General features: G+C 72.3%; 14 protein-coding genes. 7 read left to right on the top strand and 7 right to left on the bottom strand.

Annotation, left to right across the window (positions count from 1 at the left end):
- Positions 1–103 precede the first annotated feature (103 nt).
- On the top strand, positions 104–703 hold the full coding sequence (locus JD276_RS07810) for a DUF1648 domain-containing protein (RefSeq protein WP_200115089.1): 600 nt from the start codon (positions 104–106) through the stop codon (positions 701–703).
- 17 nt (positions 704–720) lie between these two features.
- Here the strand turns inward: JD276_RS07810 and JD276_RS07805 are convergent, their stop codons facing one another.
- From JD276_RS07805 to JD276_RS07785, 5 genes are all read right to left on the bottom strand, one after another.
- Positions 721–1452, bottom strand: coding sequence for a 2'-5' RNA ligase family protein (locus tag JD276_RS07805; protein WP_200115088.1), 732 nt, complete (start codon positions 1450–1452; stop codon positions 721–723).
- Between the two features lie 60 nt (positions 1453–1512).
- On the bottom strand, positions 1513–3060 hold the full coding sequence (gene pdxR, locus JD276_RS07800; RefSeq protein WP_200115087.1) for a MocR-like pyridoxine biosynthesis transcription factor PdxR: 1548 nt from the start codon (positions 3058–3060) through the stop codon (positions 1513–1515).
- 33 nt (positions 3061–3093) lie between these two features.
- Positions 3094–4011: a DNA-methyltransferase gene (locus tag JD276_RS07795; protein WP_200115086.1), complete on the bottom strand. Its 918-nt coding sequence runs from the start codon at positions 4009–4011 to the stop codon at positions 3094–3096.
- A 78-nt stretch (positions 4012–4089) separates the two neighbouring features.
- Positions 4090–5214: an enoyl-CoA hydratase/isomerase family protein gene (locus tag JD276_RS07790; RefSeq protein WP_200115085.1), complete on the bottom strand. Its 1125-nt coding sequence runs from the start codon at positions 5212–5214 to the stop codon at positions 4090–4092.
- A gap of 38 nt (positions 5215–5252) precedes the next feature.
- Complete coding sequence (locus JD276_RS07785; protein WP_200115084.1) at positions 5253–6584, bottom strand: MFS transporter; 1332 nt, start codon at positions 6582–6584, stop codon at positions 5253–5255.
- A 73-nt stretch (positions 6585–6657) separates the two neighbouring features.
- On the opposite strand from JD276_RS07785, the gene JD276_RS07780 reads away from it, so the two are divergent.
- From JD276_RS07780 to JD276_RS07760, 5 genes are all read left to right on the top strand, one after another.
- Positions 6658–7497, top strand: coding sequence for a DUF3097 domain-containing protein (locus JD276_RS07780; protein WP_200115083.1), 840 nt, complete (start codon positions 6658–6660; stop codon positions 7495–7497).
- A gap of 222 nt (positions 7498–7719) precedes the next feature.
- Positions 7720–8568 carry an arginase family protein gene (locus tag JD276_RS07775; RefSeq protein WP_200115082.1) on the top strand — a complete coding sequence of 283 codons (849 nt, stop codon included), beginning with the start codon at positions 7720–7722 and terminating at the stop codon, positions 8566–8568.
- The gene (locus tag JD276_RS07770; RefSeq protein ID WP_200115081.1) at positions 8565–8918 is read left to right on the top strand and encodes a Fe-S oxidoreductase; all 354 of its coding nucleotides are present in this window, start codon (positions 8565–8567) and stop codon (positions 8916–8918) included. The genes JD276_RS07775 and JD276_RS07770 overlap by 4 nt, the downstream gene beginning before the upstream one ends.
- Positions 8919–9105: 187 nt before the next feature.
- Positions 9106–10644: an ABC transporter substrate-binding protein gene (locus JD276_RS07765; RefSeq protein ID WP_200115080.1), complete on the top strand. Its 1539-nt coding sequence runs from the start codon at positions 9106–9108 to the stop codon at positions 10642–10644.
- A gap of 71 nt (positions 10645–10715) precedes the next feature.
- On the top strand, positions 10716–11468 hold the full coding sequence (locus JD276_RS07760; protein WP_200115079.1) for a tyrosine-protein phosphatase: 753 nt from the start codon (positions 10716–10718) through the stop codon (positions 11466–11468).
- A 9-nt stretch (positions 11469–11477) separates the two neighbouring features.
- Here JD276_RS07760 and JD276_RS07755 read toward each other — a convergent pair whose 3' ends face one another.
- A complete protein-coding gene (locus JD276_RS07755) occupies positions 11478–12212 on the bottom strand; it encodes a PspA/IM30 family protein (RefSeq protein ID WP_200115078.1) in 735 nt (244 codons plus the stop codon).
- Between the two features lie 125 nt (positions 12213–12337).
- On the opposite strand from JD276_RS07755, the gene JD276_RS07750 reads away from it, so the two are divergent.
- Complete coding sequence (locus JD276_RS07750; protein ID WP_200115077.1) at positions 12338–13654, top strand: hypothetical protein; 1317 nt, start codon at positions 12338–12340, stop codon at positions 13652–13654.
- A gap of 74 nt (positions 13655–13728) precedes the next feature.
- On the opposite strand, the gene JD276_RS07745 is transcribed toward JD276_RS07750, so the two are convergent.
- Positions 13729–14955, bottom strand: a complete 1227-nt coding sequence (locus JD276_RS07745) for an IS30 family transposase (RefSeq protein ID WP_443673896.1) — start codon at positions 14953–14955, stop codon at positions 13729–13731.
- Between the last annotated feature and the right edge of the window lie 50 nt (positions 14956–15005).

The following is a 15005-nucleotide window of genomic DNA, read 5'->3' as shown; positions in this document are numbered from 1 at the left end:
TCGGCGAGGATTGGCTGTCGGCGACACCCGTTCGTTAGGGTGGATCGAACAGACCGGCACGCGTCGAGACGGACCCGTCTCACCGTCTGAGGGGAGAAGCACCGTGACCGATCGCCCCGATCCCGGACCGATGGCGGGCCGATCCGCGCCCGGCGACGGCCCTCGAGAGCCAGGCGACGATCCCCGATCCGACGGGCGGTCGCGCGGGTCGACCGCGGCGTCCGGTCACATGCAGCGCCCGGCGCGCACCTACGAGACCGGGGCGGTCACGCGCTGGATCCGGCGCGTGACGGTGGCCCTCAGCGCGGCGACGATCCTCGCCGCGCTCCTCCTCTATCCGACGCTGCCCGAGAGGATCCCCACTCACTTCGGGATCTCGGGGCAAGCCGACGCCTGGGGCCCGCGCTCGTCCGTGTTCCTCCTCCTCGGGATCTTCGCGGCCCTCGTGGGAGGCCTGACCTGGCTCTCGCACCACCCGCGCATCTTCAACTACCCGGCAGTGGTCACCGAGCACAACGCCCAGCGGATGTACCGCGCGGGCGAGCAGCTGATCGTCTGGATGAACGCCGCGTGCGCCGCCATCTTCTGCGGCATCCTGGTCTCCGTGATCCTCCCAGTAAACTCCAGCCTCTTCGTCGTGCCCGGCATGGTGGGGATGGTCGCGGCGCTCGCCGTCGGCATGGTGCGGATGTTCAGGGCCTGACGTCGCGGATGCCGGCCTCACCCGTCGCTCTTGCCTCGCCCGTCGCCTCCGGTCTCGCCCGTCGCTCGCGCCTCGCCCGCCGCGCCGGAGAGCGGGATCTCCGCCAGGGTCTCGTGCAGCGCCGATCCCCCGCGCCCCGCGCCGAGCTCCGACCGGACGAGCAGCACTTCGTCCGCCGTCCACTCCGGGCCCTGGTAGACCGAGAGCGCCGCGGCGCAGTGCTGCAGGATCCCCTCACCGCGGCGGCGATCCCGAGCCCGACCGACGGTGACGTGCGCCCTCCGGCGGTCGCGGGCGGCGAGCAGCTCCCCGCGCGACGCGAAGAGCGCCCCCGCCTCCTCGCAGACGGCCATGAGAGCCGTGAGCCGGTCGCCGCGCTCGCCATGCGCGCGACCGCGCTGCTCCTGCACCCCCACCCACAGCGTGCGTCCGGAGAACACGCCCGCGCCGCGGAGGCGCACGACCGGCGCCGGCAGTCGAAGGAGCGAGCGGCGCAGCTCGAGCGTCAACTCGTCGACCGCGCCGCCGGGGGTCTCTCCGAGGAAGGCGAGCGTGATGTGCCGCTGCTCGCGCGGAGTCCACCGGACTGCGGGGCGGCCGCTCCCCGATTCCGAACCGCGCTCGGCCCCGCCGCGTCGGCCGTCGGTCGCCCCGACTCCCCAGGCTGCGGCGTCCGCGACGGCCCCGACCGCCAAATCGAGATGCTCGGCGACGGTCGCCGGCAGCGGGAGGGAGAGGAAGAGTCTCATGTCCCCAGCATGCCCGGGCCCGCAGTCGCGGGAAACCCCTCGCGCAGGATCGACCGGGCATCAGCCGCGGAGGATCTCCCGCAGCCGTTCGAGCGCCCGCTCGAACTCGCGATCGTCGGGGCCGCCCATCCCGATCACGAGCCCCGAGCTGCCGGGCACGCGCCGCTGCCAGTACTCCCCGAGCGGGGCCGCGCCGAGACCGTCGGCGTTCGCGAGCCGGATCGCCTCGGCTTCGCGCGAGGCTGCCTCGGCGCCGGCGCCGAACTCGATGACCGCGTGCAGGCCTCCGCTCATCGGACGCACCCGCACGCCGCGGAGGCCGGCGAGGGTCTCCGAGAGCCGGTCGCGCCGATCCGCGTACCGCCTCCGCATGCGCACGATGTGGCGCCGCAGCTCGCCGCTGGCGAGGTACTCGGTCAGCGCGACCTGCACGACCGCCGAGACCGGGCCGCCGAGCTCCATGCGAACGGGCTCGATGAGGGACCGCAGGCCCGTCGGGGCGAGCATGAAACCGGCGGCGAGCGCCGGGGTGATCGTGCGCGAGAACGTGCCCAGGGTGACGACCGCGCCGCTGTCGGGGTCGTCGAGCGCCGCCAGCGCGGGAAGGGGGCTGCCGGCGTGCCTGAGCTCGGAGTCGTAGTCGTCCTCGACGATCACGGCCCCGGTGCGACGCGCCCACGCGATGAGTTCGCGACGCCGCGCGAGCGGGAGGGACCCGCCGAGCGGATACTGGTGGCTCGGCGTCACGATCACGAGATCCAGCACCCCCTCGGGCAGCGCCGCCGTGTCGAGACCGTCGGCGTCGACGGGGAGCGCCACGATCTGCGCACCGTGCCGGGCGGCCACACCCCGGAGTGACGGATATCCGGGATCCTCCACCCCTACGACGAGCCGGTGGCCCCGCGTCGCGCCGAGCGCCGTCAGCAGCAGGCCGAGCCCCTCGCGGGCGCCGGCGGTGACGAGCACGTCGTCGGCCTGCCGCGCGGTGCCGCGCATGCGGCGCAGGTGCTCGGCGATCTCGATGCGCAGCTCGGGCGCCCCGAGGGCCGGGGCCGCGAGGTGGGCCCGGGCGGCCGCGGTGCGCCAGGCCGCGCGCCAGGCTGGGCGGTCCACGGCGTCGATGATCGGCATGCCCGGCGCGAGCGGGCCGCGGTGCTGAGCCGCGTCGAGAGGGCCGGACCCTTCCGCGGCAGCGACGCTCGCGGTCCCCGTGTCGGCGGCGGCTGCGCCGGCACCACCACCGTTACCGCCGTCACCGTCACCGTCACCGGAGCCATCGTCCCCGGCTGGCTCCCCGTCGGGCCCGGCACCGAGCCGCGGCCCTGCGCCCCGCCCGAGCTCGGGGTTCACCGCGGTGCCCCTCCCGTGCCCGGCGGTGAGGTACCCCTCGGCGATGAGCTGCTCGTAGGCCGCGACGACGACGCCTCTCGCCACTCCGAGCCGACGCGCGAACTCCCGCGTAGCCGGCACGCTCTCGCCGGGGCGCAGCGTCTCGGCGTCGATCGCCTCGCGCAGGGAGGCCGCGAGCTGCACCGGCAGGGACGCCTCGGAGGCGCGGTCCAGGTGGACGGGGATCTCCCCCGAGGTTCGGAACGTCTGCGCCGCCATCCCGTCAGTCTGCCAGGAGCAACTGCGTGTGGTCTACTCTGATGCGCTCAGATCGGGGCCTGAGGTGGACCAGTCACCGCTCTCGACGAAGCGCACCCGCCGACCGGCGAAGCGCCCCCGCATCACGTCGAGCGCTTCAGGGTTCTCGTCGATCAGCACGAAGCGCCGCCCCAGGTCAGCGGCCGCCGCACCGGCCGTGCCGCTGCCCGCGAAGGCGTCGAGCACCCAGTCGCCCGGCCGCGACGACGCCTGCACGACGCGGCGCAGGATCCCGACCGGCTTCTGCGTCGGGTAGCCGGTGCGCTCCCTGCCCGTCGGCGACACGATCGTGTGCCACCAGGTGTCGGTCGGCAGTTTGCCGAGGGCGGCCTTCTCGGGCGTCACGAGGCCCGGCGCCATGTAGGGCTCGCGGTCGACCGCGTCGGCGTCGAAGAAGTACGCCTCGGGATCCTTCGCGTACACGAGGATGTTGTCGTGCTTCGTCGGCCAGCGCCGCTTGGTGCGCGCGCCGAAGTCGTAGGCCCAGATGATCTCGTTGATGAAGCACTCGGGGCCGAAGAGGGCGTCGAGCAGCACCTTCGCGTAGTGCACCTCGCGGTAGTCGAGGTGCAGATAGAGGGTGCCGTCGTCGGCGAGCAGGCGCCAGGCCTCCTCGAGCCGGGGCTCGAGGAAGTCCCAGTAATCGAAGAACCGGTCGTCGTAGGCGAGCGTCATCTCGCGCGTCACGGCGTAGCCCCGACCGCGGAAGCCGAGCCGGCTCTGCGGCTCCCCCGCGCTCTCCCCCTGCGCGGAGACGCTGCGCACCCGCTCCGCCCGTCGGTTGCGCCCGGTATTGAATGGCGGGTCCAGGTAGATCACCCGGAACGCGCCGGCGGGCAGCCCCCGCAGGATCGGCAGGTTGTCGCCGGCGACCACGAGGTCGGGGCCTTCGGGGTGCCAGTGCGCGCTCATCCGTCCAGGCTATCCCGGACGCCGCGCCGTGGGCCGGGGAAGCGCTCCGATCCGTGTGCCCGCAGCGGATCCGGATCGCTACGGCAGCACGAGCGGCGCTTCGTCCTCGCGCAGCGGCGCCAGCACCGCCGCGACCTCCGCGGCGTCGATCTCCTCGATCCGGGTCGGCCGCCAGCGCGGCGCGCCGTCCTTGTCGACGACCTGGGCCCGCACTCCCTCGGCGAAGTCGGGGCGGCGCAGCAGTCGGCCGAGCACCCGCAGATCGTCGGCGAGCACCTCCGCGAGCCCGAGGCCCAGCCTCCGCGTGCGGTCGAGCTGCGCGAGCGTCACGGCGACCGAGACGGGGCACACGGCGCGAACGGCCCGTGCCGCATCGGCCGCCCGCGCCGCGGCGGGGCCCGTCGCGGACGCGGCCGCCTCGAGCTCCCGGATCAACCGCAGAGCCGCGGCAGCAGGATCCTCCGAGGCGGACGCTTCGTTCCCGCCGAGCGCGCGCTCCGCGATGGGATCGAACCACTCCCGCGCCTCGATCAGCTCCGAGGCCGGCGGCTCCTCGACCACCGCCCGCACCGCGTCCTCGGGCGAGGCGCCCTCTGCGAGCGCCTCCTGCAGTTCAGGCAGTCGCGAGGAGGGCACGAAGCGATCCGCGAATCCGAGCGCCACGGCGTCCCCGCCGGTCATGCTGCCCGACGTCGCCGCGAGCAGCTCCCCGAGCCGCCCCGGCGCGCCCGCGAGCAGCAGGTGGCCGCCCACGTCGGGGGCGATCCCGATGCGGGTCTCCGGCATCGCGAGGCGGCTGCGCTCGGTTACGACCCGCAGCGCCGCGTGGCCGGTCAGGCCGATCCCGCCGCCCATCGTGATGCCGTCCATGATGCCGACGACGGGCACGCGCGAGGTCGCGACCGCGTAGTCGGCGCGGTACTCCGCGCGCAGGAAGTCCACGGCGTCATCCGGGCTGCCCCCCGTCATGGCCTTGATGTCGCCGCCGCCGCAGAAGCCGCGGTCACCGGCTCCGTCGAGCAGGATCGCGCTCGATCCCGAGCCGGCCGCCTCCGCGACCGCGGCGATCACCGTCTCCGCCATCTCGCGGTTCAGGGCGTTGATCGCACGCGGACGGTTGAGCGTGACGCGGGTGATGGCCCCCGCTCCGCGGACGACGACGAAGGGTTCTGCGCCGGGGGCGGGGGCGGCTGCGGTGCTCATCCCAGCACCGTATCACCGGGCGCGGGCGGCCGCCGCGGCTACGGAACGGGGTGCAGCGCGTCGTACCGCTGGAAGCCGTGCCAGGTGCGCAGTAGCACCGCCATGATGGCGGCGATCAGGATCCCGCCGATCAGCGCGGGGGCCCACAGCGCGATGAGCGTCGCCGCGGCGCCCGCGACGAGATCCCCGACCCTCGGGCCGCCGGCGACGACGACGTAGAACAGGCCCTGCATGCGGCCGCGCACGTCATCCGGGGCGGCGGCCTGCAGGATCGTCGTGCGGAACACGGCGCTCACGTTGTCGCTCGCCCCCGTGCCCGCCAGCGCCAGGCCCGCGAGCACGAGCGCCGGCATCACGACGCCGTCGGGGCCGCCCGGCCCCACGACGGCGCCGGTGACCAGCAGCACGACGCCGAACAGGGCGGTGAAGATCCCGAACGCCCCGATCGCGAGGGTCACCGCGCGCCCCTGCCTGCGCACTCGTCCGAGGGGCCCGGAGAGGAGGCTGCTCAGCAGCGAGCCCACGGCGAACGACGCGGTGAGGATGCCGACCGTCACCGCCTCGCCGCCGAGCACGAGCGCTCCGGCGGCCGGGAACACGACGCGCGGCGTGCCGAGCGTCATCGCGATGAGATCGAAGACGAAGGTCGCCCGCACGTTCGGCGCCCGGCGCAGGAACGAGAGGCTCTGCGCGATGGAGGCGAGCACCGGCGCCCGGGCCGCGCCCGCGGGCACCATGGGCGGCAGGCTCAGGATCCCGAGGAAGGCCGCCGAGAAGAGCACGGCGTCGACCAGGTACGTCCACGAGAATCCCACGCCCGCGACGAGCAGCCCCGCGAGCGCCGGCCCGACCGTGACCGCCAGGCCCATCGTGATCCCGTTCAGCGCCGCCGCGGCGGGCAGCAGCTGCGGGGACAGCAGGCGGGGCAGGATCGCGCCGCGCGCCGCCCCGATGATCGTGGCGGACGCTGCGTTCACGGCGGCCAGCAGGTAGTAGGGCCACGTGGTCGAGACCCCCAGGAACGCGATGAGCGTCATCGTGCCGATGCTGGTCCAGGCGACGATCGCCGTGAGGAGCGCGACCCTGCGCCGGTCGAAGCTGTCGACGAGCACACCGCCGACGAGTCCCGCCACGATCATCGGGCCGAGCGCCCAGAGGGCGACGAGCGAGACGGCGAAGGTGGAGCGGGTCAGCTCGTAGATGTGCAGGCCGACCGCCACGATCGTCAGCTGCGCTCCGATCTGAGCGACCGAGGATCCGGCCCAGAGCCGCGCGAACTCCGGACTCGTGCGCAGCGGCGCGAGGTCGACGAACAGGCCCCTCCAGTCGCGTCCGCGCCTGGGCGCGGGTTCCTCGGGGTCTGTGCTCACCACAGCACGCTATCACCGCGCTCGCTGCGCCCGACGGATCGGGGCGGCCCGTCGACGTTCTAAGCTCGGAGTCGTGTTCGACGAGAGATACGACTCCGACCCGCTCGCCCGCATGAAGCCCCGGCGCGGCCCGGTGACCCGGACCCCCGTGCCCCTCGCTCGCGGGCTCGTGGTCGAGCACACCGAGACGGAGTGGTGCGGTGCAGTGGTCGCGGTGCGGCAGGGGCTCGTGGAGCTCGAGGACTTCCGCGGCAAGGTTCGGGCGTTCCCGCTCGCCGACGGCTTCCTGATCGACGGGAAGCCCGTCGCGCTCGTCATGCCGCGCCGGCAGCCGGAGGGCCGCCGCCGCACCGCATCGGGATCCTTCGCCGTGGAGCAGCAGCGCGCCCGAGTCGCGATGCCGAGCCGCATCTTCGTCGAGGGCAAGCACGACGCCGAGCTCGTGGAGCAGGTGTGGGGCGACGACCTGCGCGTGGAGGGCGTCGTCGTCGAGATGCTGCAGGGGGCGGACAACCTCGACGAGGTGCTCGCCGACTTCGGACCGGGGCGGGGCCGCAGGGCCGGCGTGCTGCTCGACCACCTCGTCGCCGGAAGCAAGGAGACGAGGATCGCGCAGGCCATCGCACGCGGCCCGCACGGTCCGCACGTGCTCATCGTCGGGCACCCCTTCGTCGACATCTGGCAGGCCGTGAAGCCCGAGCGAGTGGGGCTGCGGGAGTGGCCGGAGATCCCGCGCAGCATCGAGTGGAAGCGGGGCATCTGCCGCGCGCTCGGCTGGCCCTCCGACGAACCGGCCGACATCGCGGACGCCTGGTCGCGCATCCGCTCCCGCGTCCGGAGCTTCCGCGATCTCGAGCCGAGCCTCGTGGGAAGGGTCGAGCAGCTGATCGATTTCGTCACCGTCGGCGAATAGGCGCCGCACGGGGCGAGCGGGCTGCGGCCATCGGCGCAGGGGCGCCGCGCAGGGGCGAGCGGAGAGCGCGAGCGGAGAGCGCGAGCGGAGAGCGCGAGCGGAGAGCGCGAGCGGAGAGCGCGAGCGGGATCGGGACGGCGTGCGCTCTCAGCGAATGCCGACGCTCCGCGCCCGGGGTTCGGCGTAGCATGAAACCCTCAGCGAGACGCGAGGTGAACAACGATGCCAAGGCCCGCATATCTGGTCATGCCCCAGTGGCAGGGATCCCCGTCGACGCGCGCGATGCAGCTGATCGAGGGCGCGAACGCCCTCCGGGAAGACCTCCCGTCGTCGGCGAGGCACGAGGTCTCCGTGCCCCTCGAGGCCGGCGACGGGCTCGGCACCCCGGTGGCGCGTCTGAGCAGCGTGCTGCGATCCCGCGACGCGGCGACGGAGATCATCGACGGGATCGCCGGCCCGGCGATCTCACTCGGCGGTGACTGCGCGTCGACGCTCGCCGGCCTGCAGTCGGCCGTCGCGGGCCCGGGCGCCGACGGGCTCGCCGTGCTGTGGTTCGACGCGCACGCCGACCTGCAGCATCCCAGCACCTCGCCGTCGGGCGCCGCCGCCGGCATGGCGCTGCGCCACGCCCTGGGCGACGGGGTCGAGGATCTCGCGTTCGATCCCCCGGTCTCCCCCGACGCGGTGACGCTCGTGGGGGTCCGGGCGCTCGACGCGGAGGAGGACGTGGAGCTCCGCCGTCTCGGTCTGCGCACGATCGAGGCGGGCGAGCGGGACGCGGCCTCGGCGGTGCGGGAGCGGCTCGCGCAACTCGGTGCGCGCAGCGTCTACGTGCACATCGACCTCGACGTGCTCGACCCCTCGGAGTTCAGGTCGGTGCACACGGCCGTGCCGTTCGGCCTGAGCATCGCGCAGCTGACCGCCGCCGTCAAGGCCGCGGTGCAGGCGGTGCCGCTCGCCGGGGCCGCCATCTGCGGCTTCGCCCCTGGCGACGCGGAGGCCGCGGCCGACGACCGGCCGACGGTGCTGCGGCTGCTCGGCGCGCTCACCGCAGGGCAGGAGCGCACGTGAGCGACGAGCGCCCGCTGCCCCTCGCCCGACTGGGCTACGCCTACGCCACGGCGGTCGGCCTCCTCTGGGGATCCGTCTGGAGCACGGGGCGCGTCCGCCGCGTCGACGGCCTCTGGGTCTTTCGAGGCATGCCTCGCTGGACGTTCGGCCGCGGCGGCAGCTGCGTCGGAGCCTGCTATCTCACCGCCGACAACGACGGGCCGGCCGTGCTCCGCCACGAGCGCGTCCATCGGGACCAGTGGCGCCGATACGGCCTCGCGCTCCCGATCCTCTACTTCCTCGCCGGGCGCGACCCGCTGCGCAACCGCTTCGAGATCGAGGCGGGGCTGCAGGACGGCGGATACCGCTAAGAGCGACACCTGACGTTCGTAACAAGACGGCAACGAGGTCTTCGCCGGCGCGACAACGGTGCGTCTCGGCGCGTACCCTCGGCTATCGACGTTCGTGCATCGGCGCGCGCACCGTCCGACAGTCTTGATGCCCATCAGCCTGCGTGCGGCCGCGAGCCGCCTGTACGATTCCGAGGAGCCCTCCGCAGTGACCCAGCCGAAGCCCGGCGCGCGACCGGATCCAGCCGCGACCCGCCGACGGCGGCGCGTGCGTGCGCGCCTGCTCGTGGCCGCGGCCGTCGCGGTGGCGGTCGTTGCGGGCGCCGTGGCGGCCTCCGTCGTCCGCGATCGCGGCGCGGCCGGTGAGGAGCTGTCGATCGGCCTCATCGCCGAGCCGCAGAGCCTCGACGTGCGCACCGCCGTCGGGGTCCCCGTCGACCAGATCCTCGTCGACAACGTCTACCAGGGGCTCATCGGCCTCGCTCCCGGCAGCATCGACGAGTTCGTCCCGGTGCTGGCGGAGGAGATGCCGGAGATCGCAGACGAGGGGCGGAGCTATACGTTCGCACTGAGACGGGGGGTGACCTTCCACTCGGGGAGCCCGCTCACCGCCGGCGACGTCGCGGCCTCCCTCCGCGACACCCTCACCGCCGAACTGCTCGGCACCGATGCGGAGGTGCTCGAGGTCGACGCCCGGACCGTCAGGATCGAGCTGGCCGAGCCGAACAACCAGCTGCTGTGGCACCTGGCGAACCGCCCGGGTCTCATCCTGGAGGGCGGCGCCGTCGACGGGCTCGCGCAGACCGCGAACGGCACGGGCCCCTACCGGTTCTCGGAGTGGGATCGGGGCGAGAGCATCACGCTCGTGCGCAACGATGACTACTGGGGAGCGCCGGCCACCCTCGGAACCGCGGTGTTCCGGTTCCTGCCCGAGGGGCGCGCCGCCGTCACCGCCCTCCGGCGGGGCGAGCTGGACGTGCACACCGCGCTCCTGCCCACGCTGCGTCCCGAGTTCGAGGGCGACGACGACTTCACCATGATCCGATCCGAGGGCACCGATGTCTTCACCCTCGCGTTCAACTGCTCCAGGGCGCCGCTCGACGACCCGCGGGTGCGCGAAGCGCTGAGCCGGGCCATCGATGTCGAGGCGCTGATCGAGGCGCAGCACGGCGACGGGAGGGCGCTCGGAAGCCCCATCACCGAGCAGGAGCCCGGCTACGCCGACCTCACCGCGGTGCACGACTACGATCCCGAGGCCGCCCGGCGCCTGCTCGTCGAGTCGGGCCAGCAGAATCTGAGTCTGACCCTCACCGCCCCCGACCACTACGACCGGGCTCCGCTCGACCTGCTCACGAGCCAGCTCGCCGATGTCGGGGTCAGCGTCAAGGTGAGGACGGTCGACTTCTCGATGTGGCTCGACGAGGTCTACACGAATCACGACTACCAGCTGAGCTACGTCGACCACGCCGAGGCCCGGAAGTTCTCGAACTACGCCGATCCGGCCTACTACTTCGAGTACGACAGCGAGCGCGTGCAGCGCCTCTACGCCGAGTCGCTCACCACCCCCGACCGCACCGAGGAGGATCGGCTGCTGGCGGAGGCCGCCCGGCAGGTCGCGGAGGACGCCCCGGCGAAGTGGCTCTTCAACTACACACCGACGAACGTCGTGAGCGATCGGGTCTCGGGCTTCCCCGAGAGCAACACGAACTCGCGGATCAACCTGGAGGGCGTGACCGTGCGGAGGTGACGGTCCGGAGGCGACGGTCCGGAGGCGACCGTCGCGTTGCCGGCGGAGCCGGAGCTTGCCAGGATGGGGGCATGACGACCCGCCTGCTGCCCGTCGAGGGCACGTACAACTTCCGCGATCTCGGCGGCTACGAGGCGGATGGCGGCGCGACGCGGACGGGCGTGTTCTTCCGCTCGGACGCGCTGCACGGGCTGAGCGATCGGGGCCGGCAGCAGGTGACCGACCTCCGGGTCCACCGCGTGATCGACCTGCGCGACGACGACGAGCAGCGGCTGGCCCCCGACGCGCTCCCCGCCGCCTCCGCGCTGATCCCGCACCCCATCTTCCCCAGCGCCCGCGAGCACATCCGCCGCCGCCTCGGGGTCGTGGAGGTCACCGAGCTCCTCTACTCCCGCTACGCGAGCACGATCACCGCCGCGGTCGCCCTGCTCGCCGAGGAGGAGCCGGCCGGAGAGGGCGAGGCGTTCGGGATCGCCTCGGCGACCGTCTTCCACTGCACTGCCGGCAAGGACCGCACGGGTGCGGTGGCCGCGCTCACGCTGCTGGCGGTCGGAGTCTCCCGCGAGGACGTGGTCGCCGACTACGCGGAGTCGGAGCGCCACCTCGCGGGCGCGTGGCTCGACGGGTACCTCGAGACGCTCCGCGGCCGCGGCCGGGAGATCACCGACGACCTCCGACAGCTGGTGGGAACCACGCCGGTCGCCGCGATCGAGGCGGCGCTCGCCGGGATCGAACGGGAGTACGGCTCCGCTCGCGACTACCTGCTGGCCAACGGCATGGACGAGGCGACGCTCGAGCGGCTGAACGTGCGCCTCGTCGGGTAGCGCCGCGGCCTACTGCTCGAGCGCCTGCGGCGCCGGCCCGCCCTTCAGCGCCGCCAGCCGCGCCTCGACCTCGGTGACGACCTCGAAGTTCTCGAGCTCGGTGAACTGGGCGTCCAGGCTCGATGCGGCGAGCTCCTGCTTGCCCTGGGCGAGGGCCTCCTGGCGCCGGATCTTGTCCTCGAAGCGGCCGAGCTCGCTCGTGGGGTCCAGGATGTCGACCGACTTGACGGCGTCGGCGACGCGGTTCTGGGCCTCCGCCACCTTCGCGCGGGCCACCAGCTCGCTGCGCTTGGTCTTGAGCTGCTCCAGCTTCTGCTTCATCCCCTCGAGGCCGGCCTTGAGCTTGTCGACGACCTCGTTCTGCGCCGCGATCGTGGGAGCCGCCTCCTTCGCCTCGTTCTCGGCGCTGATCTGCCGCTGCAGGGCGACCTTGGCGAGCGCGTCGAACTTGTCGGCGTCGGCCGAGTTGCCCGAGCCGCGCAGCTGGTCGGCCTTCCGGCTGGCCGCGACCGCCTTCGTCCCCCACTCGTTCGCCGTCTCGACGTCCTCGGCGTAGTCGCGCTCGAGCAGGCGGAGATTGCCGATGGTCTCGGCGATCGCCGCCTCGGCCTCGGCGATGCTGTTCGTGTAGTCCCTGACGAGCTGATCGATCATCTTCTGCGGATCCTCGGCGGAATCGAGCAGCGAGTTCAGATTCGCCCGAACCAGCGCTGAGATACGGCCAAAAATCGATTGCTTGGTCATCGTGTTCCTCTCGATCGGGAGCCTGGAGGCGACGGTTCCGACGGGGCGGTGTCCGACGAGCGCTGCCCGCCCGGCCGCCTCTGCCGCTCACTCTATACGCAACGTGTGAGAGTAGGATCGGGGTCATGGTGGGTTTCTGGGGACGCCGCAGACGCGAAGCGCAGGAACAGCAGGAGTCCGCGGACGCTGATCTCGGCCGCCGCGCGCGCACCGCGCTCGTCACCGCGGACGAGCGCATCCGCACCACCGAGGACGAGCTCGCGTTCGCCGTCGCCGAGCTCGGAGAGACGCCCACCCGCGAGCTCCGGACGGGCCTCGACGCCGTGAAGACCCACCTCGCCGAGGCGTTCCACCTGCACCAGCTCAACCACGACGAGATCCCCGATGCCGTCGAGGAGGTCCGCACCCGCAACGCGCGCATCCTGCAGCTCTGCGAGTGGGCGGAGAGCGTTCTCGACGAGCGCACCGAGGCGCTGGGCGAGCGCGTCGCCCGCGTGCGACGGGCTCCGCGGATCCTCCAGCGCGTGCGCGACGACATCTCGGCGCTGCGGGGGCGGCTTCCGCAGATGCGGGAGACGATCGAGCGACTCGGCGAGCGCTACAGCGCCTCGGCGCTGCAGCGGGTGCGCATCACCGCGGAGGAGGCCGAGGAGCTGCTCGACTTCGCCGAGCGCTCCGCCGACCTCTCCGAGCGCAGACGCGCGGCCGGTCGCGCGGAGGAGGCGAACCTCGCGCTGGAGACCGCGACGGAGACCGTGCGCCGGGCGGCGTCGATCGTGGACGGGGTCGACGGTTTCGAGATCGAGGCCATGCGCGCGCAGGCCACGCTGGGCGATGTGATCGAGGATTCGCGGGGCGACCTGATCGCGGCGAGGAGCGCCCCTCGAACGCCGGCGGTGACGCACGCCGTCGAGCGCCTCGAGGCGGCGCTCGCGGAGATCGCGTCGCCGGGCGGTCGATCGGATCCCTTCGCGGACCTCGCGTCGGTGTCCGAGGCCAACGCCGCGCTCGACGCCGCAGTGGCGCAGGCGCGGGAGCGCGCCGCCCACCCGCTGCCCTCGGCGGAGCACGTGTGGCATGAGGTGGGGGTCGCCGATCGCGCGCTCGGCATCGCGGACGGGCTGATCAACGGCCACCGCGGGTGGATCGGCGCCGACGCCCGTACGCGCTTCGCGGAGGCGCAGCGGATCCGATTCGAGATCGATCCGCTCGTCGTGCCCGAGGAGACCCGGGAGCGGGCCCAGCAGCTCGCGAGGCGCACCGCGCAGCTCGCGGACGAGGCGGTGCGCCTCGCTCAGCGCGACATCGACTCTTCCCGCCCGGACGACGACGACTGGGGCGGGTGGGGCGGCCATCGCGGTGCCCGCGGCGGCGCCGGCGTGCTCGGCCCGGTGCTCGGGGGCGTGCTGCTGGGCGGCCTCCTCGACGACATCTTCGACTGAGTGCGCGGGGCCCGCCCGGCCCCGCCCGCCCCGGCCCCAGCTCGACAGTAGATGCTCAAAATTCGACGGCGGTTTCAGGGGGTCAGTGCAACACCGGTGAGTAGAGCTCCTAGCTTCTCACGCGGCGTTGCCCAGTCCAGAGTCTTGCGCGGGCGATCGTTCAGCAGGTCTTGCAACAGTACGATCTCTTCACCAGTCACCTGGTTGAAGTTCGTGCCCTTGGGATAGAAATCCCGGATCAGGCCGTTGAGGTTCTCGTTCGATCCACGTTGCCAGGGCGAGTGCGGATCACAGAAATACATCTCGCACCCCGTCGCAATCGTGAACCTGTGATGCTGAGCCATCTCCTGCCCCTGATCCCAGGTGACCGTTTTGACGAACTCGGAGGGCAACGAACGGATCATGCGCTGCATCAACTCGATCACCGTCATCGATTCCCGTGTCCCGGGAAGCTTCCCGATCAACGCGAACCTGGTCTGCCGCTCGACCAAAGTCACCAGGCCAGAGTTCCCAGGACCGACCACGAGGTCACCTTCCCAATGCCCGGGGACTGCCCGGTCTTCCACCTCGGCAGGACGATCCGATAACCGTGCCCCTTCGAGCCAAGGCCGGTTTGAACGGCGGGGAAGTTTCGACTGCGCAACCCTGCCCGTACGCCCAGACCGGAGTGCTTTCTCAACGGTGAGCTCGTGCCGGAGCGCGCCTTTGCCCTGCACGTAGAGGGCCTGGTAGATCGTTTCGTGGGACACCTGCAACTCCGGATGATCGGGATAGTCCACGCGGAGCCTGTGAGCGACTTGTTGCGGGGAGTGCTTCTGATTCAACCCTGTCACTACTCGCGCCCGTACCACGGGGTCGGCGAGCTTTCCCGGATGCGGGCGCGGGCGCGCGGCAAGGGCCCGGTAATGCGCAACCTCGGCGACATACTGACGATCGCGCCCGTGACGCACGCCATGCGCGATGATCTCTCGCGACACGGTCGAGGGAGCCACCCCCAGCTCAGACGCGATCCCTCGCATCGAGAGGGGCGTGGGCAACGATCTCGCAGCCTGAATGAAGGCGCGGTCCCCAAGCGTCAGCCTTCGGTACTTCCGCGACGTACTCTCCGGCACGACACCACTGAGATCAACCGTGTGCGCGCCACCGTGATAGCCCCGAGCGAATTCCATACCCAAACGCTTACCCCACCCCGTGACCGTGGTCCTGGGGACACCAGTCCTTCGACTGATCTCGAGCGTGGAATAGCCCTGCACCAAGAGGTGCAAGAGTGACTCGATAGTAGACCAAGGCCAGAACTTCATGACAGCACCTCCGGGTAAAAGAGGTGTTGCGTTAGCCCCCTGAAACCACC

This window comes from Leucobacter chromiisoli, from assembly GCF_016522505.1.
Classification (GTDB): domain Bacteria; phylum Actinomycetota; class Actinomycetes; order Actinomycetales; family Microbacteriaceae; genus Leucobacter; species Leucobacter chromiisoli.
This window is presented reverse-complemented; position numbering and strand designations above follow the sequence as displayed.

Excerpts from the sequence above, each read along its gene's own strand:
- JD276_RS07805 (WP_200115088.1), bottom strand. The coding sequence starts at position 1,452 with ATGAGACTCTTCCTCTCCCTCCCGCTGCCGGCGACCGTCGCCGAGCAT.
- pdxR (WP_200115087.1), bottom strand. The coding sequence starts at position 3,060 with ATGGCGGCGCAGACGTTCCGAACCTCGGGGGAGATCCCCGTCCACCTG.
- JD276_RS07795 (WP_200115086.1), bottom strand. The coding sequence starts at position 4,011 with ATGAGCGCGCACTGGCACCCCGAAGGCCCCGACCTCGTGGTCGCCGGC.
- JD276_RS07790 (WP_200115085.1), bottom strand. The coding sequence starts at position 5,214 with ATGAGCACCGCAGCCGCCCCCGCCCCCGGCGCAGAACCCTTCGTCGTC.
- JD276_RS07775 (WP_200115082.1), top strand. The coding sequence starts at position 7,720 with ATGCCAAGGCCCGCATATCTGGTCATGCCCCAGTGGCAGGGATCCCCG.
- JD276_RS07760 (WP_200115079.1), top strand. The coding sequence starts at position 10,716 with ATGACGACCCGCCTGCTGCCCGTCGAGGGCACGTACAACTTCCGCGAT.
- JD276_RS07755 (WP_200115078.1), bottom strand. The coding sequence starts at position 12,212 with ATGACCAAGCAATCGATTTTTGGCCGTATCTCAGCGCTGGTTCGGGCG.
- JD276_RS07750 (WP_200115077.1), top strand. The coding sequence starts at position 12,338 with ATGGTGGGTTTCTGGGGACGCCGCAGACGCGAAGCGCAGGAACAGCAG.
- JD276_RS07745 (WP_443673896.1), bottom strand. The coding sequence starts at position 14,955 with ATGAAGTTCTGGCCTTGGTCTACTATCGAGTCACTCTTGCACCTCTTG.